General features: G+C 56.6%; 13 protein-coding genes. 4 read left to right on the top strand and 9 right to left on the bottom strand.

From position 1 onward, the window contains the following. Positions 1-29: 29 nt before the first annotated feature. The 4 genes from BLR35_RS03515 to BLR35_RS03500 all read left to right on the top strand — a co-directional run bounded on the left by BLR35_RS03515 (position 30) and on the right by BLR35_RS03500 (position 4,119). Complete coding sequence (locus tag BLR35_RS03515) at positions 30-1,046, top strand: tRNA-guanine transglycosylase (protein ID WP_170830953.1); 1,017 nt, start codon at positions 30-32, stop codon at positions 1,044-1,046. Then, entirely contained in the window at positions 1,043-1,957 is a 915-nt protein-coding gene (locus BLR35_RS03510) for a hypothetical protein (RefSeq protein ID WP_090377443.1), read from the top strand. The genes BLR35_RS03515 and BLR35_RS03510 overlap by 4 nt, the downstream gene beginning before the upstream one ends. Then, the gene (locus BLR35_RS03505; protein WP_090377440.1) at positions 1,954-3,114 is read left to right on the top strand and encodes a BREX system ATP-binding domain-containing protein; all 1,161 of its coding nucleotides are present in this window, start codon (positions 1,954-1,956) and stop codon (positions 3,112-3,114) included. The genes BLR35_RS03510 and BLR35_RS03505 overlap by 4 nt, the downstream gene beginning before the upstream one ends. Before the next feature lie 111 nt (positions 3,115-3,225). Continuing rightward, a complete protein-coding gene (locus tag BLR35_RS03500) occupies positions 3,226-4,119 on the top strand; it encodes a restriction endonuclease (protein WP_090377437.1) in 894 nt (297 codons plus the stop codon). 103 nt (positions 4,120-4,222) lie between these two features. Here BLR35_RS03500 and BLR35_RS03495 read toward each other — a convergent pair whose 3' ends face one another. The 9 genes from BLR35_RS03495 to BLR35_RS03455 all read right to left on the bottom strand — a co-directional run bounded on the left by BLR35_RS03495 (position 4,223) and on the right by BLR35_RS03455 (position 21,391). Beyond that, positions 4,223-5,431 (bottom strand): hypothetical protein, encoded by a 1,209-nt coding sequence (locus tag BLR35_RS03495; RefSeq protein ID WP_139169230.1) that lies wholly within the window; start codon positions 5,429-5,431, stop codon positions 4,223-4,225. A gap of 64 nt (positions 5,432-5,495) precedes the next feature. Beyond that, a complete protein-coding gene (locus BLR35_RS03490; RefSeq protein WP_090377432.1) occupies positions 5,496-8,672 on the bottom strand; it encodes a PD-(D/E)XK nuclease family protein in 3,177 nt (1,058 codons plus the stop codon). Then, positions 8,669-10,801: a hypothetical protein gene (locus tag BLR35_RS03485; RefSeq protein WP_090377430.1), complete on the bottom strand. Its 2,133-nt coding sequence runs from the start codon at positions 10,799-10,801 to the stop codon at positions 8,669-8,671. The genes BLR35_RS03490 and BLR35_RS03485 overlap by 4 nt, the downstream gene beginning before the upstream one ends. Continuing rightward, positions 10,794-13,565 (bottom strand): DEAD/DEAH box helicase, encoded by a 2,772-nt coding sequence (locus BLR35_RS03480; protein WP_090377427.1) that lies wholly within the window; start codon positions 13,563-13,565, stop codon positions 10,794-10,796. The genes BLR35_RS03485 and BLR35_RS03480 overlap by 8 nt, the downstream gene beginning before the upstream one ends. After that, a complete protein-coding gene (locus tag BLR35_RS03475; protein ID WP_090377424.1) occupies positions 13,558-16,968 on the bottom strand; it encodes an AAA family ATPase in 3,411 nt (1,136 codons plus the stop codon). The genes BLR35_RS03480 and BLR35_RS03475 overlap by 8 nt, the downstream gene beginning before the upstream one ends. Then, positions 16,961-17,740, bottom strand: coding sequence for a hypothetical protein (locus BLR35_RS03470; protein ID WP_090377421.1), 780 nt, complete (start codon positions 17,738-17,740; stop codon positions 16,961-16,963). The genes BLR35_RS03475 and BLR35_RS03470 overlap by 8 nt, the downstream gene beginning before the upstream one ends. A gap of 47 nt (positions 17,741-17,787) precedes the next feature. Continuing rightward, positions 17,788-18,735 (bottom strand): hypothetical protein, encoded by a 948-nt coding sequence (locus BLR35_RS03465; RefSeq protein ID WP_139169229.1) that lies wholly within the window; start codon positions 18,733-18,735, stop codon positions 17,788-17,790. Positions 18,736-20,149: 1,414 nt separating this feature from the next. Then, positions 20,150-21,004: a hypothetical protein gene (locus BLR35_RS03460; protein ID WP_090377415.1), complete on the bottom strand. Its 855-nt coding sequence runs from the start codon at positions 21,002-21,004 to the stop codon at positions 20,150-20,152. A gap of 162 nt (positions 21,005-21,166) precedes the next feature. Continuing rightward, the gene (locus BLR35_RS03455) at positions 21,167-21,391 is read right to left on the bottom strand and encodes a hypothetical protein (RefSeq protein ID WP_090377412.1); all 225 of its coding nucleotides are present in this window, start codon (positions 21,389-21,391) and stop codon (positions 21,167-21,169) included. Positions 21,392-21,442 lie beyond the last annotated feature (51 nt).

Below are 21,442 nucleotides of genomic sequence, written 5' to 3'. Positions count from 1 at the left end.
GCGCATCCGGCATGCTGTACAGACAACAAATGCTCGAGACCCCCCACGGGAGCGTGGAGACACCAGTCTTATTCCCGGTCCGGAATATCGGAAAGCGGTCCTCTGACAATACACCGGCGTACATTGAGGCGATCCCAGATCTCCAGACGGCGATGGTGAACGCACGAGCGATCAGGCAACGTGAACCGCAATGGAATCGGCTTCTTGATGGGACGACACTCCGGGAAGAGATGGGTGTCCCCTCAGATACAGTGGTGTTTGCCGACAGTGGGGGATACGACTTTCAGGCCGACAAGGTTGACACTACCCCAGAACGGACACTGGAGACCCAACGCCAGATCGGTGCAGACATCCTGGGAACGGTGGACCGTCCATTGTCACGAGAGAATCGTGATGCGGAAAACCAGCGCCGGATATCCGAGAGTACTGAATACGCCCTTGCTGCGAGTGACCGGCACGATGGGGAACAACTTCTGTTCGCCAGTGTCCACGGACTTGATTCGGAGACAGTCCGGAATAATATCAATTACTTGGAGAAGAACGGAGAGTTTGATGGATATGCCCTCGGGAGTCTTGTTCCGGTCCGAACGGATTACGAGAAGGTTATTCGGTTGATTCTGGCGGCTCGGCGGACAACTGAGAAGCATCTTCACGTGTACGGACTGGGTGGATTAGTGTATCAGCCCTTATTGCTGTACCTCGGTGTCGATAGTTTTGATTCGACTGCGTTCATCCGGAGTGCTGCGAACCGGAACTACTTGATCCCGGGGTTTGGCGGGCAGGAACTGTCTCATGTGACGGATCTCTCGTACCTGCCGTGTTCCTGTCCGGTCTGCCGTGATACGCCGCTGGTGGAACTGCGCAAGGACCGGGACGCACTGACGCAACACAATCTCTGGGCGTTGACGATGGAACTCCGGCGGTTCCGATATATGGTGGCGGCAGGTGAGGACGTGGAGACATATCTGGATCTCCGGTTCCAAGGGAACGAGGTCACACAGCGGGCGTACCAAGCCGCGAAACAGCGGGTCAGGAGGTTTGCATGAGCGATCAACGTCCTACGGTTCGGCCGGTGACGCTTGCACGACTGGTAGAGATCACGGATGCCTGTCTCAACAGTTCACAGACGATGTCGAATCTTGAGGAGCAGTTCGACACGACTGAGCGGCGGCTTCGGTCAATCGTGCTGGAGAGTCTGCGACTCGATCTTATCCGGACCCTGCAATCAACGGATGATGGTAGAGATGACGAGGTGGACCGGTATCGGGTGACGACTGTTGGAGAACAGTTTCACGAGGCGGTCACGGATGAGGACTGGCGGCAGGTAAGTTCCATCCTGGAGACGCGGAGTCCTCATTATGGTGCGTTCCTTTCCGTGCTGGAGGAGATCCAACCAGCCGAGTTGCAGACCCTGCTGGCGGAGTTAGAGGACCGGAACGAGCACACACCGTATGCGTTTAATCAGACCGGCGTCGAGGTCGTCGGTGACTGGGCCGAGCGGTTGGGAGTGATCCAGCGTAACGCGTTCACCGGAACGTACTATGTCGTGGACCGATCTACGGTACCCCCCAATTTCCCGTTCGTACTGCTGGCGGTCTTCGATGAGTTGGAGGAGCGGACCGGAGTCAACCTGTCGCAACGGTATGTATCGATCCCGGAGCTGCGGGAATTTCTCTGTGAGCGTGTTCGGTGTGATCGGGATGCGTTCGATACCGGCTTGACAACTCTTGTAGGTCAGAATATTGGAAAGCTGGAGCTCCTTGGTGCACCGACCGATACCGGGGCGAAAGATGCTGAATGGGGGATCAAGCAGATCCGACTGGCGGATGACGAAGAGGGACTGGTCACGACCACGCATTCAACGGAGCAGGTCATGGCGGGTGTGGAACAGTACGGCAAACGGTACTACTACCTTGCAGTTCACGACGATGCGGTCACGTTTGATCCAGAACCATGAGTGACAGTTTCACCATCACGGACGAATCGCGCGATTACACCATGTACGGTCTCGAGGAGAATCCATTCCCGTATAGTCCGGTTCCTGCCGAGGATCCGATCATCTACTGTGGACAGGACCACGTTGTGGAGGCGGTGAGTGACACAGTGTCGACGCTGCTCGGCACCGGGAAGTCGAAGCATCTGGTGGTGACAGGAAAGTATGGGAATGGGAAGAGCCATACACTGAAATATGCGCGGTCACTGGTCCGTGACCGCGACGATGTCGTGGTCGGATATGTTGCTCAGCCCGGAGAGGGGTTTCACGACATCTACCACGAGTTCATGTACGATATCGGGTTCGATCAGGTGCAGGAGTTTGCCTACGAGTACCTTGCGCGAATGGCACGGGATGAAACGGAGCGAAACCCGGTGAGCGGCAGGGCGATGCAGGACCTGATCGATGATGGGGATGTCCTGTTGTCCGACATCGTACCAGGGGCGGTTCAGCGGTTGAGTGATGTGACGAAGTTCGCTGATTTTGCTCGGGCGATGGTCCACATGGTGTACGAGGATACGGATCTCTATGCCTGGCAGTGGTTGACGGGGGAAGGTATCCGGTATGAGCAGCGGAAGACGATGGAGATCCATACCGCGCTGGATGATGATACGATGGCTGTCCGGGCGTTTACCTCGTTCAAGAACCTGTTGCAGGATCTGGGGTATATCGGTGTGTACGTGTTTATCGACGAGTTCGAATCCATCGCCCAGTTGTCAGCGGCGGACAAGCAGTCCACGCTGAACAGTATCCGGCACTTGATGGATCAGAATAGTTCTGGCCTGAGTATCTTGTTTGCTTGTGCGCCCGAGGTCTGGCAGGACGTGATGCAGGAGTATCACGCGTTCTCCGAGCGGATCGGGAACGAAGTCGCTCTCAGACCGTTGACCGACGACCAACTCTACGATCTCGTGGAAAGCTACCTTGAGACGGCACGGACCGATGGGCAGGCCGGGCTTGATCCATTCACCGAGGATGCCCTACAGGTCGTCCTTCAGCGGTCGCAGGGCAATATTCGGCAGGTACTGTCTATCTGCAGTCGCGTGCTTGACGAGGCCGTTGATGACGGGACGCACACGATCGAACCGCAACTGGTACAGGATACGTTGGAAACTCAGTAACAAGCTTTATTGAACCCACAGAAACGGATAGAATTCATAAATTTCCTGTTGCTGGAGGTTCAGCCGGCGGTTCCACTGCTGTAGGAAACAGTGGTACACCTCTTAGTGTTAATGCGGCGGTTCACATACTATGGTAATATAGACGAAGAAGATGCGGAACGTCTACTCGAACATCTTCACAACACTGGACATCTTCAGGATATAGAGCCTCTTAAGTATTCAGAGTATGAGGAGATCGTGTCAGCTATTATTAAAGAGAAACTTGAACAACAAAATGAAACAAATACTGTGAAACACAAGCACGATCTTCAATGCGACTTCGGTGAGAAGGAAATGGACGTCGTTCTCTGGATCGAAGAGGGCGACAACAAGATTATGAAGATCGTCGAATGTAAAGGCGGAGACTATGAGAAGGGAATTGACGACCTTGCCTGTTTTGCGTTCTATCTTGAACACTCAGACGCGGATAAAGGGATCTATGTATCTCGAAGCGGGTATCAGCCTGGAGCAGTAGACATTGCTGAAAAGTGTGGGATCAAGCTACTCGAGATTCGACGAATCGAGTACACAGCAGACATCACTATTGAAACCGCAGAGTATCGTCACAGGATTTGGGTGTATCCGTCTGGCGCAGATTCCCCGGAGAACCTTTCAAGTATTGTCCGTGAGCATGATCAACGGCTAACACTTCCTGTCTTAGACGCGGATGGGAATCCCACAGGTGATACGGTAGAGGACCGATTAACAGAATCGACTAGTGATGGTGGACAGAAGCCAGAAACAGTGTTTTCGGACGGTGAGAAGGTTACTGTCGATGGAGAAGACTACGCGTTGAAGAAAGCGGAGTCTCAAAAGCGGTCGGGAGACGAGATAACAACGGAGATCACAGGATTGCTCGCTGAGGGGATTGATCTTGTGGTCAGAGATACTCTTTCCGACGATTTCGAGTCCGTCCCATTTGACGATATCATGGATCGGGTGACCGAGGTGGAGACAGAGGAGTGACCTATTTCCCTGAACCTTCGTCTTGTCCTTCACTGGTTTTGAATTGACCAAAATTTGTTCGGACAAACCGCGGACCTAGCGTTTGAGACTTGCCAGACTGGCATCAAAGCGCACCAATTCTTCCGATCTTTTCTGGATCCCATTCCCAGTCCAGCTCACCCACGACTAAGTCATCGGAAGTGGAGGTCTTGTCAGCCGTTTCTAAGATATCAATAACCTCTAATTGCCGAGTGAAATTATACAGATAAGAGACCATGGTGAGTTCGAGAATCTGTTTCCGGAAATCTCTATCTGATAGATTTTCATCCATTAGCAAATCTCGAAACTCGTCGTCATCACTACAGAACACTGACTGGAATACATCTGGGGATTCACGCGAAATCTCGGACAGGATTTTGCTGACCTCCATCCGCGAGTCGTCTTGATCAGCCAATATCTTCACCAGTAGACGAATTGGGGGTGCAGCAAGATACCGATCCCGGAGGAAGGCAACGATCTCTGGATACGACCGGTAGTCATCGATAGTGCCCACCTGCAATTCGTCACCTTTGTCTTCGTTGGCGTGAATCCCTTTGATAATCGTATATGCTGTTTCTCCATGGTCAGTAAGACGGAGTCTTCCTTGTGCGTCCTTCTCAATGAGTTGCAGAGTTCTTGCTAAACGTATTGGACGATCTGAAGCATCACTGTAATTCGCGTCACTATTCTCTATTTTCTGTTCACAAGTCTCCTGATGAAGCGTCTCTGGGCAATTTTCGAGTTTGAGAGCCAGAATTGGCAGTAAGGCATTTTCTGGCCGCTGCATCGGTGGTATATCGAGACGTCCTGATTCAAATTCGGTTGTTTTGAGAGCGAGGGCACGACGGACGACAGCAATCTCTGTCCCTGCAATGTTTGGGTTGGGTTCGGAGACTTGATCTGCAGCCACTTCCCCAGAATCAGGATTTACGGGGATAGCACCGAGACCCGCTGCCTTCGCTGTGTCTTCAAACCGTGAAAGAGCCGTCGCTTCGGCGGCTAGGTAGGATTTGTGGACACCGCGTCTGTAGTCGGTTGCTTGGCCTATCCCTTTACGGAGGTAGTCGTCTCCTTTAGCCTCGACCGCAAAAATCTCGTTCTGTGCATTCACTCCAACGATATCAGGAATCTTTCTCCCGATTTTAATCGAGTCGTTAATCTCGCAGTTCGAAAGTTCCGTACACCGCTCTCGAACCGTCTCGTAGCTTTGATCTCCACCAGGATCTATAAAGAAAGTCGCGTCTTGACGGCTCAGATAGTCGATTACAGCTTCCAAGACGGTTGCTTCATCCATCACTATCCAATCCCTTTCCTATCCACATGAATCCATCTCGTTTCAATAGATTAACTAGCGCTGTCTATGCGGTGGTCACAGGGAGCAGCGCTTTGAGTACGGAGTTCCGTTCCAGCGTGTCCCGGTTGCCGACGATGGTGCAGTGTTTTGCGGCGGTCAAGACGGTGTAGAGTGTTTCGATGTCGCTGACAGGCGCGGACACGATGCGTTCCGGATCGGACACACCGAGACTTACTACGGCCGATTCGTGGTAGTCCCCGGTCAGTTCGTGTGGAAGACGGACCGGGATGCTCTCATCACCGAGGCAGTCCCGAATCGTGTTCGCGTGCGCGGCGAACGGTGTCACAACGACGTCTGGATCTTGTTCTCGACAGATCTCTGCGACGGTGGCGGCCTCATCGGGGTTGTGCGTGAGCAGACGGTTGAGGAACGGCGTGGCCCGGAGCGGGACGTTCACCTCGATCTGGTGGGTGTCGCCATCGATAGGATTGTTCGTCAGTACCGTGAACCGGATGTCCTGGATCGTGTACTCGTTTTGAATCGTCAGCGCACCGGCGTCCAGTGTCCGCAGATCGTCGAGTGCATGGGAGATCTGGAGTGCATCGACTTCTTCAGCGGGTTCAAGACGGAGGAACCGAGCGTCCATGTTCGTGTCTTGACAGGTCACACGGTATTCGTGGGTCGTTTCCGTGAGTGCGGTTTCCGTGTTCCCGGTTGCGTCCACGAAGTCGACCGATCCGGGGATACGAGTTGTTGTGACATCGATCCCGGTGAATGCGTCGGCGATTGGCTCTGGGAGCTCGGCCGGGACCACGAGACTTTGGCTGTCGTCGTTTTCCACGTTCGCGAACCGGCGGTACAGACGGTTGAAGTAGCTCTCGTTCAATCGTGATGTCCGTGCATCGCCGCTGACCATCTGGGGTCCGGGGCGGCGGGTGTCGCCGATTGCCACTATGCGGTCACCGAGGACCCGCAGGAAGTGGAACTGGGGCTCGGTCAGTGGCTCGGCACCGACGAGTACCACGGAGTCGAAGAACCGGTCAGAATGCGGGCGTGCATCGGAATCACCGGTTCGCATGGCGTGGAAGACATGATCTGCGAGAGCGTACCGGGTTGATGAGAGGACGACATCGGCGGTGTCAAGCGACGTATAAATAGTGTGTCCGTCCATATCCGGCGTGATGGCGTCTGCGGTTGCATCGGCGAATCCGTCCATCCGGATCACGCCGTCGCGGTCACCGATGCAGGCATCGATCGTATCGGTGATTTCTGGCACCCCGCTCAGGACCAGAACACGCTGGTCGTCCTGAGGAATGGCCCCGTCTCCACCGGGTTTCTGGAGTTGGGTGGCCGTCACGTGGTGCACGAGGTCCGCGATGAGTTCAGACCGATCTCGACGGACCGGGACGTCGATATAGAGTTCCTTGTTATCGAGATAGGTGGCCACCTGCTCGGGTTCTTCCGGTGAGAGTTCCGCGAGCGCGTCGCCGGCGTCTCCGGTGGTCTCCAGTAGAGGCGTGACCTCTGCGCGTTGTGCGTAATCGAGTTGGCTGAGCAAGTCGCGTGGGAACGTGTCGGTGGAGACCGTCCGCCGTGCCTCAAATGTTGCCTGTGGGTTGAGGAAGGCTACGTTCGGTTGCCCGTCAAGTTCGAATACGATTTCTTCACCGTCGTGGCCGTAGTACGTGGCTGTCTGGTAGTACTCGGTATCGGCATGGTAGAGCCGGATCTTGTCCCCGGGGCGAAACGCCGGGACGACAGGCTGATCGGTTGTGAACCGGAGCCGTCGCTGTCCTTCGACCGTGTGGAGTTCCAGTTGTGGGAGGAGCAGTCCGGCCTGGATTAAACTATCACGGCTCAGGTGCTCAAGTTCCGTGCCGAGTGCGTGGCGTGCGTCTCGTTCTTCGTTCAGGGCGGTCCGTAGCCGGTTGTAGTGATCGGTTACCGCCGGGTTACGGAACTCGAGACGCTGGTCACATTCGTCGAAGAGAGGACACTGGGTGATGATGTCTCCGTCTTCGTCGGTTTCGAAACAGTCCCACCGCCGTTCGGATTGACAGTAGAACTGACACGGTGCCGGCAGTTGCTCGTCGGTATCACCACTGATCGCTGTGGGCTCTTTGAACATGCAACCGGTGCAGTCACGACCGTAGGTGGTCGGGGTACCGAATCCGCCCCGGAGAACGGCTGCATCGTTCCGCATCTCCATGATGGCCTGCAGGTCGTGTTTCCGAAGTTCGACCCGCTCGAGTTCCACGCCGTCTGCATCGGCGAGGTTCGGATAGACCAGAACACCTTCGACCCCGTCCTCAATCCGGTCCATGAGCCGTTCACCGGGTTCGAGCGTTTCCAGCGCGAGTGCGAGCAGGTAGATCCGGAGCTGGAACCGGTGATGGTTGCGCTGTGCGTCGGTCGGCTGGTAACTCGTCTTCAAATCGTACGGGGTCCCATCAATCACGAGATCGACCCGGCCGTTGAACCCGAGCGATGAAGACAGTGCAACCTCTGTGTTTACCGATTCCGCCTCGTTAATGGTGTCCGTGAAGGTATCGTCTGTCAGAAGTGGTTCGATGGCGTTCCAAGCGTGCTCTTTGATGTCGTTCGGACTGATCCAGGCCAACCGACAGAGTGCAAGGTCGACGGCATATTCGGAATCGAGAACATCCTCGAAACACGCATCCATCTCTGCTTCTGTCCAGCCGTGTTCAAAGTTGTCGCGGTAGTCCGGGTTGTCAATGGCGTACTCGAGGAGACTGTGAACGATACGGCCTTTGACGGAACCGGGTGAAAGATCGTAACGACCGGGAGAGAAGACCTGTTTTTCATATTTCAGGTTGTAGATGCGAGGACATTCGTTCGCGGACCGCATCTCGCTTTTCCCGATCGGTGTCTCGGGATCGCGAATGAGGATGGATGTAACGTTGAAGTACCATGTGTCGTTGTGCTCGTTCGGGACACCCCGTGCGATAACCGTTTCGCCGTGCTGTAGGGGAACGTTGTCGAGCGTGTCGTGGACGTATTCCGGGGTAGCACCGAACGCGTCGGTCCACACCGGGGATTCGTGCCAGCAGGAGAGGAATGCTGGTCCGTCGAACTGGCAGCCACTGACATCGATTTCGTACATCGTTTTCTGGCCGCCACGGTTCCCCATTTGTGGGCCGTCATGGACGGTGCATCGAACAGTGACCTCTTCGCCGTGGTGGTCTGTGTCGTCGACCACTGCTGGTAGTGTATGGATCATTCAGTCTCCTCCTCGAGTGCAGCGATACTGCGAGTGAGCAGTCGTCGGTCGAGCATCTGTTCCTGGTACCGGTACTGGTGGGTGCACGAGTGGCGTTTGAGGCAGTCGGGACAGGCGTGCACGCACTGTTTTGTGATCTCTTCAACACGTTCCGCGAGTTCACTGATGTCGCGGCGCTGTGACCGGCGGTTTGCGAACCGTTCGTAGGTCTGCCGGACCCGGGTATCGAAGAACGTGCGATCTTCGAGGGCGAAGACAACGTCGACCGCACGCGGTGTGCGTCCGAGTCGGTCACGAACGGCATCGTATTCGTCGGCAACGGTAGCGTAGAACCGTGCGAGTTCCTGGGTTTCGGCGACCGAGGCGAGTTGGCGGCGGACGAGTGGTTGCACGTCCTCGAAATCGGTGTGCCGGTAGTCGGTTCCGAGCGTGTCGTATGCAGCGTGGAGATCGCTGTTCTGGGTAGTGGTGGTCGGTTCGGTCATCTCTATAAGGTCGAACAGGTATTCTCCGGAGTGTTCCTGAAGGACGGTGAGCAGTGTTTCTTCAGTTGCGCCGATGTGGCAGCACCCCTGTGAACCGATGCCGGTGAGCAGTGTGTCGTCGTCAATGGACTGGATGTCGTCGAAGATTTCTTTACTGACGCCAGCACCGCCCTGGATGGAGTCGTAGATCCCGAGTTCGATTTGGTCGTCGTCGTGTTCTTGGAAGTTGACGTCGTACCAGGCTTCGAACTCGCTGCCGCCGGCGCTGTATTCGGCGGCCCAGGAGGCGACGGCGTGTTTCAGTGAATGGACGAGGACGTGCTGTGCGAACGTTTCAATCCGGCTTGGGTCGCTACATTCCTCGAGGATAGCGGTGAGGGTGGAACTGTAGTCGTCACAGAGTGCTGCGTACTGCTCAAGTTGTGTCTCGTCGTAGTCGAGTAGCCCGAGGCGTGCGTCTGGACGGGGGAGAAGGCTAGGCAGGAGGTCTTGGATGGTCTCGAGCGAGGCGTCGAAGATCGAGTCCGGCATCGACGAGGTAGTCGCTAAAGTGTAGTCTGTCGCTACAAGTGCGCTGAAGAAGGGAGTGACGCTGAACGCGTGGCTGAGAGCGTCTTCCTGGAAGAACAGGCGGTCCCAGAGCAGGCGGTAAAGGAGGGACAACTGGAGGTCTCGGTACAGCGGTGTGTCTTCGGTGAGCGTCTGGTCGACGAGGTCGGCGAGGAACGGTTTGTCGAGATCGAAAAGGACGACCTGGCTCTCTTCCCGGCTGCCGACGAACGCCGTTTTGTCGTCGTCCTCGTGCCGGTAGCGGATGACCTCTGAAAAGGTGCGGTCGTCGCCATAGAGGGTGAGGAGTGTGGCGTAGTAGGTTTTCAAGAAGACCGCGTCGTCGCTGAACGTGGCCGAGTGGAACAAGCCATTCGTTTGGTCGTCGAGGGAGTGGTCGTTGCGGACCGTTCCCCGGTCGAGGAGGTGTTTGAACCAGAGGAACTGGGAAGTGGGATCGCTGTGTAGTTTGCGGAGGACATCGTCGGAGACATCGTCTGGGTTTCGGTTGCGGACGATGCCGTGTGATTCATCCCAGTAGTAGTGTGTCACTTCGCCGTTTTCGCCGACGCTGGGATTCCAGACGATGAACTGGTTGGGGATGTAGACATCGACTGTTTCCGGGTCGTGCCGGTAGGGTGTGTACTGTTCCTCGTCTGTGTCCGGGAGGATTTGATCAAGGGATTCGGAGGTTCGGATGCGGAGGCCAGGCTTGATATCTGCGAATCCGGGGCGAGATGACGGCTCGAAGTTTCCGGTCCAGACTTCGAACTCCCACCGGCGTTTGTAGCCGCCGGGGAGGAAGCTGCCGAGCATCAGGTCGAGTGGTTCGTTCGCGAGGAACCCTCCACTGGCGTTAGTGACACTTACGTTTCCACCGACCTGTTCGGAGATGAATGTGCTCGGAACGCTGTACGGCCGGGTGGCTTCCGGGTCCAGTTTGAACAGGTCCGGAATGTGGCAGTAGGGGCTGAATCGGTTGCGCCGTACCCGGTCGAGGAGGTCGTCCTGGTACTGGATGAGGCCGTTGAGCCGGGCCAGCAGCCGCTCTTCCTGTGTCTGGTCTTCTGCTTCGGCGAGGGGTGCGTCACTCATCGGTCTGGATGTTGAGATTGTTGTCTTCGAGTTCCTGGAGCAGTCGGCGTTTGAATTTGAGGTCGTCGAGCTGGGACTCGAGGTCGGATTGTTTGGTGCCGCGAGGGATTCGGGCTGCTTCCCAGAACTGCTGCATGTCGCCGCCGACGGCTGCAGGGGTGAGCGGTGCCTGGGTCCGGGCAACGTAGCGCTGTATCTCGTCGACGACTTCTGTAATGAGATCGTCGTCTACGGCAGGGAACGCTCGGTGGAGCCATGATTCGATCTCGTCGGTGTTCTGTAGTTTGTCGTCGAGTGTCTCGATGTCCAGTCGGCGGTAGATTTCGTCTGCCGTATCGTGGTCGGTAATGTTCAGGTAGTCGAAGATCGCGGAGACGAGGTGCTCGGTGCGGACGAACTCGTTCTCTTCGTCGAGATTAATCTGGAGGTAGCGGGGGTCAGGATCGCTGAGCAGGTTTTCGTGATGGAAGTAGAACGCGTCTTCGGGTCGGGAGCCGAGGACGACGACGGAGATCGGTTGGTCTTCGGGGTCGCGGCCGCCCCGGCCTTTTCGCTGGACGAAGCCGGGAATGTTCATCGGTGCCCGGTACTGGAACGTGCCGACGATGCCGGGGTGATCGAATCCGACTTCCAGGGCGCTGGTTGTGACCATCATGTCCCACGCGTCGTCGTTGGCCGGGCGTCCGTCCGGTGTTTCGGTCCGGCCGCTTTTGTGCATGTAGACGTCCATCGGTTCGAGGTCCAGGTCGTCGGTCATCGTCCACCAGCATTCTCCGGCCTCGTACACGGGGCAGGGATTGAGCTGTGCGTTCGGTGGGAGGGGCTCGCAAACAGCACGTTCGTGGTCGGCTGCATTCGAGCGGAACTGGTGTTTTGGGCAGTCGGGGTTCGTTCCGTCTTCGCCTTCTTCTCGGAGGAATGCGTCCGGTGCGCGGAGTGTGAACAGTGCTTGGGCAGAGACGCCGCGGTCGCTTTCTGCGTCGTGGATGTAGTCTCCGAGCCGTTTGACGGAGTCGATGGAGTCCACGAATCCCAAGATCTTGTTCTTCATCGGACCGTCGTCTGGCCGCTCTTTCAGGATGGTGTGATACATCGAGAACGCGACCTGGATCATCGAGGAGAGGTTGGTGACGTTTGTTTCCACGTAGTCGTCTTCGTCCCAGTCGCGGCGGGGCAGGTATTTTGCCTCTCCCTGCGGGACCTGGACCTCCCGGGGATCGGTCGCTTTGACGAACACGAGGTATTCCCAGCCGATCTCTTCGATCTCGTTTTCGTCGCAATGATTTTTGTAGTGGTCGCCGTCACAGTCCGTTCCTTTGCAGGGCGTAATCTCCTCCGCGTGCGGTGTCCCGAAGATTTTCTTGGTGAACGGTGCAGCGTTGGAGATGGTCGCGCTGGAGGCGACGAGGCTGGGTTCCTGTTGGTCGTCAACGGCTTTGAGTGCGGCCTTGAACCGGCGCATCACGTTGGCGACGTGCATGCCGTACTGGTTGGTGTAGACGTGGACCTCGTCGAGGACGACGAACTTTGGTGGTGAACTGTGTTTCCAGAACTGGCTGTGGCCGCGGTGGTCCATCAGGCGGCGGTGGAGGGTGTCCGGTGTGATGACGATGATGTCGGCGGTTGCGCCTTTGTCGGCCCGTGCGAAGTCAAGGCTGTGGGCCGGGTCTTTGCTGCACTCCATGCTGTCGGTCGAGATCCGGCCGTCGCAGTCATCGACTGGGCAGTCGATTTCCGTGTTCTCCGCGCCGCTGTGCTGGAGTGCGACGGTGACGGGCAGCGAGTCGAACGGGGTGTCGTTGTCTGCGATGATCTGCTTGAGGTCGTACAGGTATTCGACAATCCGTTCGAACTGGTTGTCACAGAGGTCTTTCCGGGGGTAGGCGAGGACCGCTTCCACGCCGTCAAGTTGGATGTCGGGATGGGCGGTGGTGAACGTGTACGCGAGTATGGGGAACAGGAAGGCCTCGGTTTTGCCGCCGCCGGTGCTGGCGGTGACGACGTGGGACGTGTCTTGTGCTTCGGTAGTGACGGCCTGGCGGTACAGTCGGTCGAGTGCTCGGCCCTGGAAGGCGGCCAGTCCGGTCATCTCTCGGCGGTGGCAGAGTTCGTAGATGAGTTCGAGCGCTTGATGTGTCGCGTCTCGCCATGACCCGGTGTCGGCGCTTGCCACCAGTTCGGGGGCGGGATCGGCGGTGCGGATCGTGTCGAGGATATCCCGGATCTCGTCGCTGAGATTGATCCCGTCTTCGCCCCATTTTGGTTTCTCCCGGGACTGGATGTCCATCTTCACCATCTTGGTGAGGCTAGGGGCGTGTTCGAAATCGCTTTCGTCGTCGAATCGCTGTCGGAGGAGGGCGAAATACCGGGTGACTTCGGCTGCCCGGCTTCGGACGCGTTGCTTGTCGTACACGTAGAGTAGTGCGTCCCGTTCGACGAGCTGGTCGATGACACGCTGGAACAGGAGTTTGCTTGCGACGGCGTTGGTGAGTTCGGCCGGGAAGGCGTGTGTGATGTCGACGGGGGTTCCGGTACCGGCATCTGTGTCGCCCTGGACGAAAAACCGATAGAACCGGTCGTACAGATCGGAGAGCGAGACGGTGGCGTCATAGTTCCCGGCGTTGATCTGCTCTTTACATTCGTTATCGGTCCATCGGAGTACCTGTTGCTCGACCTGTTCGGCTTCGTCCGCGGTTTTGAGCGCGTCCCACATCTCGGCCACGCCGGTGAGGTGGGAATTGTCCGTGTCGTCGGTGCTACTCATCGTCGATCACCACGTGGATGTCCGCGATTTCATCTGTCTGGTACAATTGCTGGAGGAATTCGAAGCTCTCCGTAGCGTCGAAGTCGGTGTGTTCGATGATGTCCGTAAGTCGGCCATCGTGGTCGTGAAGAGCCGTGATGAACTGTTCTTCGCGCGTTGGTCCGGTGAGGAGATCCTGTATCTCGTCGATGAGGTGCGGGAGCTCGGCGAAGTTTCCTTGGGCCAACTCGGTCTGGGCGTCGTCTAATAGACTGTGGGCTGTTTCCCGCGTATCCTCGGTACTGATGCCGTCGATCTCTGCTTCGAGGTTCTCGAGTTGCTTCTCGTACTGTCGTTGCTGTCGTGCGATTGTGGCGGCCTGGGACTGGAGGTCGGTAGCGAGTTGCTTGGCGTCGTCCTGGAGGATCTGGAGTGCGGTGTCGTAGTTTCCGGCGTTGTACGCATCCCGGTAGTCCGCGATATAGCCTTCCAGTGTTTCGAGGTCGCTCTCGAGGTCAGCCTTTGTCGGATTGTCGTCGGATATGCTCGTGATCGTGTCCTCTGCGTCGTCGCGGTCAGACGTTACGGTGTCGTAGAGGTCGTGGCACTGGTCTTTCTTCTCGAGGATGTCCTCGATGTCGGATTCGATATCGTCGACCTCGGTTTCGATGGCACTGGTTCGGTCCTGCAGGCGGTTGTACTGATTGTTGTCGATGAGGTCGTTGAGTTCGGACCGGTACTGCCGAAGGTCGCCCCGGTACTCGGAGAGTTGAGCAGCGAGTGAGCCTTCGACTTCTGCTTCTTCGATCCGGTCGATCAGGTTCTGGATCGTGTAATCTCGGAGGTTTTCCGCTTCTCCGACGATGACTTCTTGCCGTTCCTCGATCGCGTTCTCGACGTCTTCTTCGAGATCGGTGATGTCGTCGACGAGCTGATTGATATCGCTGAGGTCACTAGGGTCGGGTTCCCAGACCGTTTGGTAGTCGTCCAGTTCGGTTTCCAGATCGGAGACCGTGTTTTGGTAGTTGTTCGCTCCGTCTACGGAGAGATCGATCGCTTGGTCTACCATATCTTCTGCGGCTTCGAGACGGTTCTCTGCCCGTTGCCGGGTTTCGTTGAACTGGTCTTTGACGCTAACCACGTCGTACGCGTCGATCGTTTTCCCGTCGCGCTGAACTGTGACGGGTTCCACGTAGTCGTGGATCTGGAGGTGGTCGAGGTACCACTGGAACATGGCGTTCTCGTCGCCAGGAGGACAGTCGAATACGTATTCCTGGCCGAGTTGTTCCTGTAATTCGTCGACGGTGAGTGGGCCGTCCTGATTGAGCAGTCGGTAGAGTTCGTACCACGGTGGCCGGTCGTCTTCGAGGTCAGGGTAGGTCCAGCGGCGGCTGTCCTTGGCGACCAGTGACTGGTCGCGGAGTCCCTGCATGATGTCGCTGTCGAGTTCGTGTTGTTTCAGGTCGAGTGTCTCTCGGAGGTCACCGATCGCGAACGATGTCGTGCTGTTGTCGCGGAGATGGTCGACGACGTCGCGGAAGGTTGATTCGGGGTACGGGAGGAGCAGGTCGTCGAACCGGTCCTGCAGTTCCGGGATGACCGCCAGTTCGTTGACGAGTGTGTCTTCAGAGACGTCTTCGCTGGCAGTGGTGTCGGTCCGTCCCAAGGCCAGCAGCCGGCCGTATATGAATTCGTCGCGCTGGCTGGCTGTGATGTCGATCTGGATGACGCGTTCCTGGTAGTAGTTCTGGTCGTGTGGTTCGAGGTCGTGCAAATATTTGTTTGCTTCCGCGGAGAGTTGCTGGTTCTGCTTGACGAGGACACCGAACGCGGCCTTCCGGTTTTGGATCGTTTCGACGTAGAGTTGGACTAGTTCTTTCGGGATTTCTTGTCCGTTGTAGACGCCGAGTGCGACGGTCTGGTTGTTCTGGCCCTCGTCCCGCTTAATGTTGATCAGGTATAGTTTGAATTCGTACCGGTCACGGGTTGCCGTCACCGGGTTCTTGTGGAGGCTGCCGTGGCCTGCTTCTTTCAGGGCGAGGCCGAGTCCGCGTGTCAGGTCCTGTTGGAATTTGTCTGCGGCGGTCTGGGCCTGAAGGTCGAGTTTTTGGATTTCGGTGCCGTCTTCGCTGCTTCCGCCAAAGAGGAAGTCTTGGGCTTCTTCGCTGAGTGTGTAGGTGTAGCGGCCGTGGTGTTCACGCTGTTCAAGGACGCGGAGTTCCTGTGTGTCTTCCCCTTCGATGGTGATCGCGCCGAGGAGTTCTCCGGGGACGCCGTCGGAGAAGGCGCGTTCGGGGACGGCTTCTCCCTCACCGATGAGTCGTCCCTGGAGTCGGTCGAAGTCGTCGCGGGCGTCGGGATGGACATCTTCCAGGGCGTTTTTGAGGCGGGTGATGGCGCGCTGGTCAAGGAGCTCCTCGTCGCGGGTGAACGATTTGAACCCGGTGAGGGCGTAGACGATGGCTTCGCCATCGATGCGGTCTGATTCGACCTCTGCAGCATATTTGAGTGCCTCTGAGTAGAGTCGGAGAATTTCCCGCGGGTGTCCGCCCGTTATCTCGGTGACGACCTCGACGGTTTCGGGGACGATCGGGGTGATCTCGCCCTGGTTCGTTGTTCGGTGCTGGTCCATTCGGTCGATCAGCATTTCCTTCACGTTTTCCGTGGGCAGGTCACCGAGATAGATTTCGCCGCCCTGGAAGCGTTGGACCAGTGCGTTGCCAAGGGCGTCGTCATCATCGTCGTAGCTGGTGATCCGCATTCGCGCGCCCTGTGAGAATCCGAGCAGGATGTGGACGCCAGCAGCGTTGAGTTTATCAACGAGGTGGCGAAAGGCCCGAACGAATGGCTTAACGATTTCTTCGTCCTCGTTGGCGATGTCTTCGGCTTCGTCGATAAAGATGAAGACTGCGCGATAATCGTGGTCGTCGCGTGCGGCGTTTATTACCTGCCGCAGGTTTTGTATGATGTTGTCCTGCAATCGTTCGAACTTGTAGGCTTCGTCGACGCTGGCTTCGGGTTCGACGGGTGGCAGGTCGTCAACGAGGGGTTCGAGTTCCGGGGCGTTATCGGTAATCTCGTCGAGAATGCGTTCGTAGAGTAGTTTGATACTGAGTCCGAGGTTGCCGACGTATGCGGCGATGGCATCGTGCGTGGTGTCGTCGACTGTGACGCCGTTGCGGATGGAGTCGCGGAGGGTGACGAGGTGGTGTGATTTACCGGTCCCGTATTCGCCGAAGATCATCCGACGTTTCATCGGGGTCGGGCTTCGGATGCCTTCTTCGACGAATTCTTGAAGTTGGTGTTCCTGTTCGTCGCGGCCGACGAGTTTGTAGCGGGCCGCGGTTTCTTCGTCGGCGATCGTCGTTGAGAACGGGTCCTGGTCGAAGTCGAACCGGTCGTATTTGGCTGTTGATTTACTCATGGATGTTTGCTCCGTGGATGGTTTCTGGGTTGAAGATCAGTTCCTCGTAGCTGGCTTCGGAGACGATGCCCTCTGTCTGGAGGCGGGAGAGGAGTCTATCGAAGGTACTGCGGTCGATGCCGTACAGTGTTTCGAGGCGTTCGAAGAGTTGGGGTTCGCGTATGCCGGTGTCGGCGGTCCCGCCCAGGTCGGTATATTCTTCGTGAACGACGTGGGCGAACAGGCGGATGGGCCAGCGGCCTTTCGTATAGCCGTTTGGTCCGTGTTCGATGACGTCGGCATCATCCAGGAGATCAAGGCCCATGTCGATAGTGAATGAGTTCATTTTGTCGCCGAGGAACGCGTCTCCGTCGAATTCGCGTTTCATTTCGTTGCTGGTGATGGGGCCGTGACGGTGGACATGCTTTGCGAGGATCACCAGCATCGGGTGTTCGTACATCAAGTTGGCGAGCACCCGGTCGGCCTGGACGCGTTCGTTTCCAGCGCCCAGGATTTCGTCGCCGGCATAGAGTAAGACGGTGTTGTCGACTGCTGCGTCTACGTCGTCGGTAGTCGAGAGTTGGTAGCCTTCATCAGTTTCGCGGATCAGATAGGCGTCTCGGAGATGGGAAATGATGTCGTCGGCTCCTTCTGCCGCGTCTTTGTCATGGAAGTCGAAGTTTTTCCGTTGCCGGAGGGCGTCTGCGAGCTCGTCGCGCGTTGTCTGTTCGCGGTTTGCGATGAGTTCGAGTCCGGCCCGGAGTTGGAACAGGCGTGCGTATTGAAGTGTCATGTGTGAGTATTGTGGTGTGTTGATCGTTCAGGTGTCAGTCTGATGGGTTACAAGACTGATTCGCGGGAGACTGTGCCGGTGTCTGCGTTGTATTCGGTGGTGTCGTTTCGCGTCTCTTTTTTGATGATACCGAGTCCGGCGAGGAGTTCGAGTGAGTCGTGGACTTCGTCGGGTGTGGTTTCGGTCTGGACCATACCGGGAAGCGACTCGAAGACTTCGTCGGGTGTTTGAAATTCCTCACCGAGGACGGAGAGGACCTCATCTTCGATGGTTATCGTGTCTGTTGGTGTCTCGGCGGTGGTCTGGTAGTCATCGGTGGTGTCGGTGTCGGGGTGGAGTGAGTCGACGATGGTGTCGGCCCAGTTGTTGATGGATCGGAGTAGTGCGGGGTCGGTGGTTTCGGCGTACCACAGGAGGTCAGCGAGTTCGATGTGGGTGAGCTGGTACATGCGGATTCCGGGATTTCCGCGTTCGGCGACGTCTGTGAAGTCTTCGCCGACTGTGTTGATCGATTTCTCTGGGTTACGGTACCAGTTGTGGATATCGCTGTGTTGTTTGAATCGTGTGGTGACGCGGTCGTATTCGTCTGTGGCGTCGACGACTGGGAACGGCATCAGTGCGGTGTCGATGTATTCTCGGTCGAAGTCGGTGATGAAGTCGAACACTTCCTGTGGGTCGATGTCCCAGAAGTCCCCGATCAGGACTGCGTAGGTCTCGTCAAGGTCGGATGCTTTGCCTGCGGGGATGTGATCGGCGAGTCGGGGGAAGTTTTGCATCCGTTCGTGGATGTTTAGGAGGGAGACTCCAAGTGTGGGGTCGACGATCCGGGCGAAGAACGGGATCTTTTCGATCGTGTAGTAAAACGCATTGCCCTCGATATCTTTCACGCGGATCACGCCATCACGTGCGGTCAAAAGATTGTATTTGAACGATTCGTTGGTGAGGTCGTCAGTGCCGCGCCGTCGGTACTTGTTGACGATACGGCGGACGTCCATCTCTTGGATGCTTAACTCTGCTGCCAGTTCGGCGTTGGAGTATCGACCCTGTTCCAGGCGATCGAGAATCAGCTCCTCAACCGACTGTTCAAACACCCGGATCGGTGGCTCTCCGTCTGGAATCTCCCGTAGCAACTGGTTTGTTGTTGCTACTCGCCGGTTCCGGATCAGTTGGCGTTGTTCCGGGGGCGCGAGGTCATAGAAATCGATGGACTTGTACATGCTCGGTGGGTGCGCGTCGGGCCGTTGGTTCGCTCTTATTGGCTGCGTAGTTCAGCAGCGGGTATGGGAAATCATTCGGAAGATTGTGCCGTCGTGGAGAACGTTATCGCGCAATTCTTCGTCACTGTGTGAAGTGCGAAGTGTTATTGCGCTCCGGACGCATAGACCCCTATGTAGTCCCGCAGGGTGTATACGTACGCTCTCGTGGGTACCGGCCATCCCAGGATCCTGGTCTTTGGACGGGGCAGGTGTCTGGTCGGCCGGGTTTACCGATTACCTTCTCATCGTGATTCACAGTTCTAACTGTCGGCGGGAAATGATATAAAAATTCCGATATTAGTATTTGAATTTTTCTTCGTCAGGGCTTGTGGGGCCTGTTAGTGGCCGTTTCGACCATAATGTATCAGTCAGCGGTTTATGTCTGAAGTTAGTAGTAAATGGGAGGTGATGTTTGGTTTGTAGTAGTTAGTTTGCTCCGAGTGGTGGGTGAAGAGGGGGTTCTGATTACCTAGTATAAAATATTTTTGTTCCACTATAGCCGACTGACATAGTGGCTATTTGGTACGTGTTAGAGTCTGGATCAGGAAATGAGAATTCCACCGTATCGATGCATAGGATTACTGCAGAGGAATGAGTTTGGAATTTTCTTTGGGGGTGATGCGTTCTTCTTTGAAGATCAGTATGAGTTCTACAGCATTTTCAGTTCATCATCTTTCTGCTATATGTGTGATTGTATCTTCTCAAATACAGATATGGAGCAGTGTCTTTTTCACCCTTTGTGATTTTTAACCAATATTAGTTCCCGGTTGAACTATATGGATTTCTTAATATATTATTTTGAAGAGTGACTAATCCTGTAAAATTGACCAATTCCCTGTCGTACTTCGAAAGTCGCGGCGTAGCTCCTTGGAGTTCTACGATCGTACCGCGATCATCCTATAGACGCACATGGATCTGGCTTTGCACTGTCACCATTGTTAACAGATTCACATCCGGATTTGACGGATGCTTTCTGCCTTTAAATAACCGTTAGACTCTAGTCCATTCATCTCGTAAATACTAACGTCAGTTATGAGGCCTCGGCACTCATAGGGCTCGTCGTCACCGGGTGCCGAGTCCGGCTCGGAGCGGGTGCATCGTCATCGGCCACTCGAGTCTACACACGTCCCGGCCAAGACGCTTTCCCACTGTACTACTCGAGGACTGCAGACAGATTCTCCTCCCAGAGACACGGCCGGAAGATCAGGTCGTAGCCGGTCGTGTCCCGGACGTTGTCGAGTCCGTTTCGGAACTGCTCCCACTCGTGGTCCATCAGGTCGACCTCCTCAGCGGTCCCCATCACGCCCGTGTTTTCGGGGTCGTTGTCGTGACAGAGCACGAGATGTGCGATCTCGTGCAGGACGAGGGCGGCTTCCTCGAGTCGATCTTCGCGGTCAGCGACGACGGCGCGGTTGCCGAGACTGAACCCGTTGACGTAGCCGTCGACGCCGCCGCCTGCGGCGTCCATCCAGTGGCTGTAGATCCGGCCTTCGTCGGACGTCGCCGTCGAGCCCGGGACCACGAGCAACTGGAGTGCGACGTTTTTGAGTGCATTTTCGACCTCTTCGCTGTAGAAACTGTTCCGACCCCAGAGTAGATTCTTGACGGTGCCGCCGTACTGTTCCGAAATCGTCTCGGCGTCGTATCGAGTCGGGTAATCGAGCCACTGGGCGTGAATTCCGTGGGTGCGAAGCAGATCGACGATCGTCCGTTTCGTCACCGGGTAGATCGACGTATCGCCGACGTATCTGACGTCGAGCAGGAGTTCGGGACGGCCGACCTCGAGTCCGCCGAACTGATTGCCGAAGATCGATCGCAGGCGGCGATGAAACGACGTCGACTGTTTCGTCTCGTCGGGAATGCCGTCGCCGTCGCTGTCGTCGAACGATCGGTCACGTACGAACGAGCCGACGCCGCTGACGGCCGACAGGCTCCCGGCGACGCCGACTGAGCGAAGAAGCAGTCGTCGAGTCGGGCGACGATCGTCGCCGTCACCTCCGGTCACCATTACGTCGATACCGATTCGACGAACTCGCGTTATTCTGTGCGTGAAATACGCCACGCTTTAAGTGAATTCGGCAGAACGTCTCCAGACTCGTCAGTTGCGACGGGCCTGGCAGTCTCGCCGCTCGAGGGTGTCTGCGTCAGTAAAGGCGTTCGTCAGCCGTCCTTACGGTTCCGTCGACGAGGACGTCCGGGAATCCGCAAAGGAAGCGTTGAACTCGTCGATCAGGTTCTCGAGTCGCTGCGTGTTCCGGTGGGAGAAAGTCGCTGGTGCGGACTCGGTAACTGGTCGAGTGTCAGCACTGGTCGCGGCTGTTTCGGATGGCTGTGGTCGGTCGATGGGCGAACGGGACTGGGTCTGGGTCTGGGTCTGGTAGTTTCGTGTACTCATTGTCGGTCGGGTGTGGATATCGTCGTGAAGCGATACGTCGTCTCGAGTGGG

It is taken from the genome of Natronobacterium texcoconense, assembly GCF_900104065.1.
GTDB lineage: Archaea > Halobacteriota > Halobacteria > Halobacteriales > Natrialbaceae > Natronobacterium > Natronobacterium texcoconense.
The sequence above is the reverse complement of the archived record's forward strand: the minus strand, read 5'-3'. Positions and strand labels throughout refer to the sequence as shown.

Excerpts from the sequence above, each read along its gene's own strand:
- BLR35_RS03510 (WP_090377443.1), top strand. The coding sequence starts at position 1,043 with ATGAGCGATCAACGTCCTACGGTTCGGCCGGTGACGCTTGCACGACTG.
- BLR35_RS03460 (WP_090377415.1), bottom strand. The coding sequence starts at position 21,004 with ATGGTGACCGGAGGTGACGGCGACGATCGTCGCCCGACTCGACGACTG.
- BLR35_RS03485 (WP_090377430.1), bottom strand. The coding sequence starts at position 10,801 with ATGAGTGACGCACCCCTCGCCGAAGCAGAAGACCAGACACAGGAAGAG.
- BLR35_RS03500 (WP_090377437.1), top strand. The coding sequence starts at position 3,226 with ATGCGGCGGTTCACATACTATGGTAATATAGACGAAGAAGATGCGGAA.
- BLR35_RS03465 (WP_139169229.1), bottom strand. The coding sequence starts at position 18,735 with ATGGACGTCCGCCGTATCGTCAACAAGTACCGACGGCGCGGCACTGAC.
- BLR35_RS03495 (WP_139169230.1), bottom strand. The coding sequence starts at position 5,431 with ATGGATGAAGCAACCGTCTTGGAAGCTGTAATCGACTATCTGAGCCGT.
- BLR35_RS03515 (WP_170830953.1), top strand. The coding sequence starts at position 30 with ATGCTCGAGACCCCCCACGGGAGCGTGGAGACACCAGTCTTATTCCCG.
- BLR35_RS03455 (WP_090377412.1), bottom strand. The coding sequence starts at position 21,391 with ATGAGTACACGAAACTACCAGACCCAGACCCAGACCCAGTCCCGTTCG.
- BLR35_RS03475 (WP_090377424.1), bottom strand. The coding sequence starts at position 16,968 with ATGAGTAAATCAACAGCCAAATACGACCGGTTCGACTTCGACCAGGAC.
- BLR35_RS03490 (WP_090377432.1), bottom strand. The coding sequence starts at position 8,672 with ATGATCCATACACTACCAGCAGTGGTCGACGACACAGACCACCACGGC.
- BLR35_RS03480 (WP_090377427.1), bottom strand. The coding sequence starts at position 13,565 with ATGAGTAGCACCGACGACACGGACAATTCCCACCTCACCGGCGTGGCC.
- BLR35_RS03505 (WP_090377440.1), top strand. The coding sequence starts at position 1,954 with ATGAGTGACAGTTTCACCATCACGGACGAATCGCGCGATTACACCATG.
- BLR35_RS03470 (WP_090377421.1), bottom strand. The coding sequence starts at position 17,740 with ATGACACTTCAATACGCACGCCTGTTCCAACTCCGGGCCGGACTCGAA.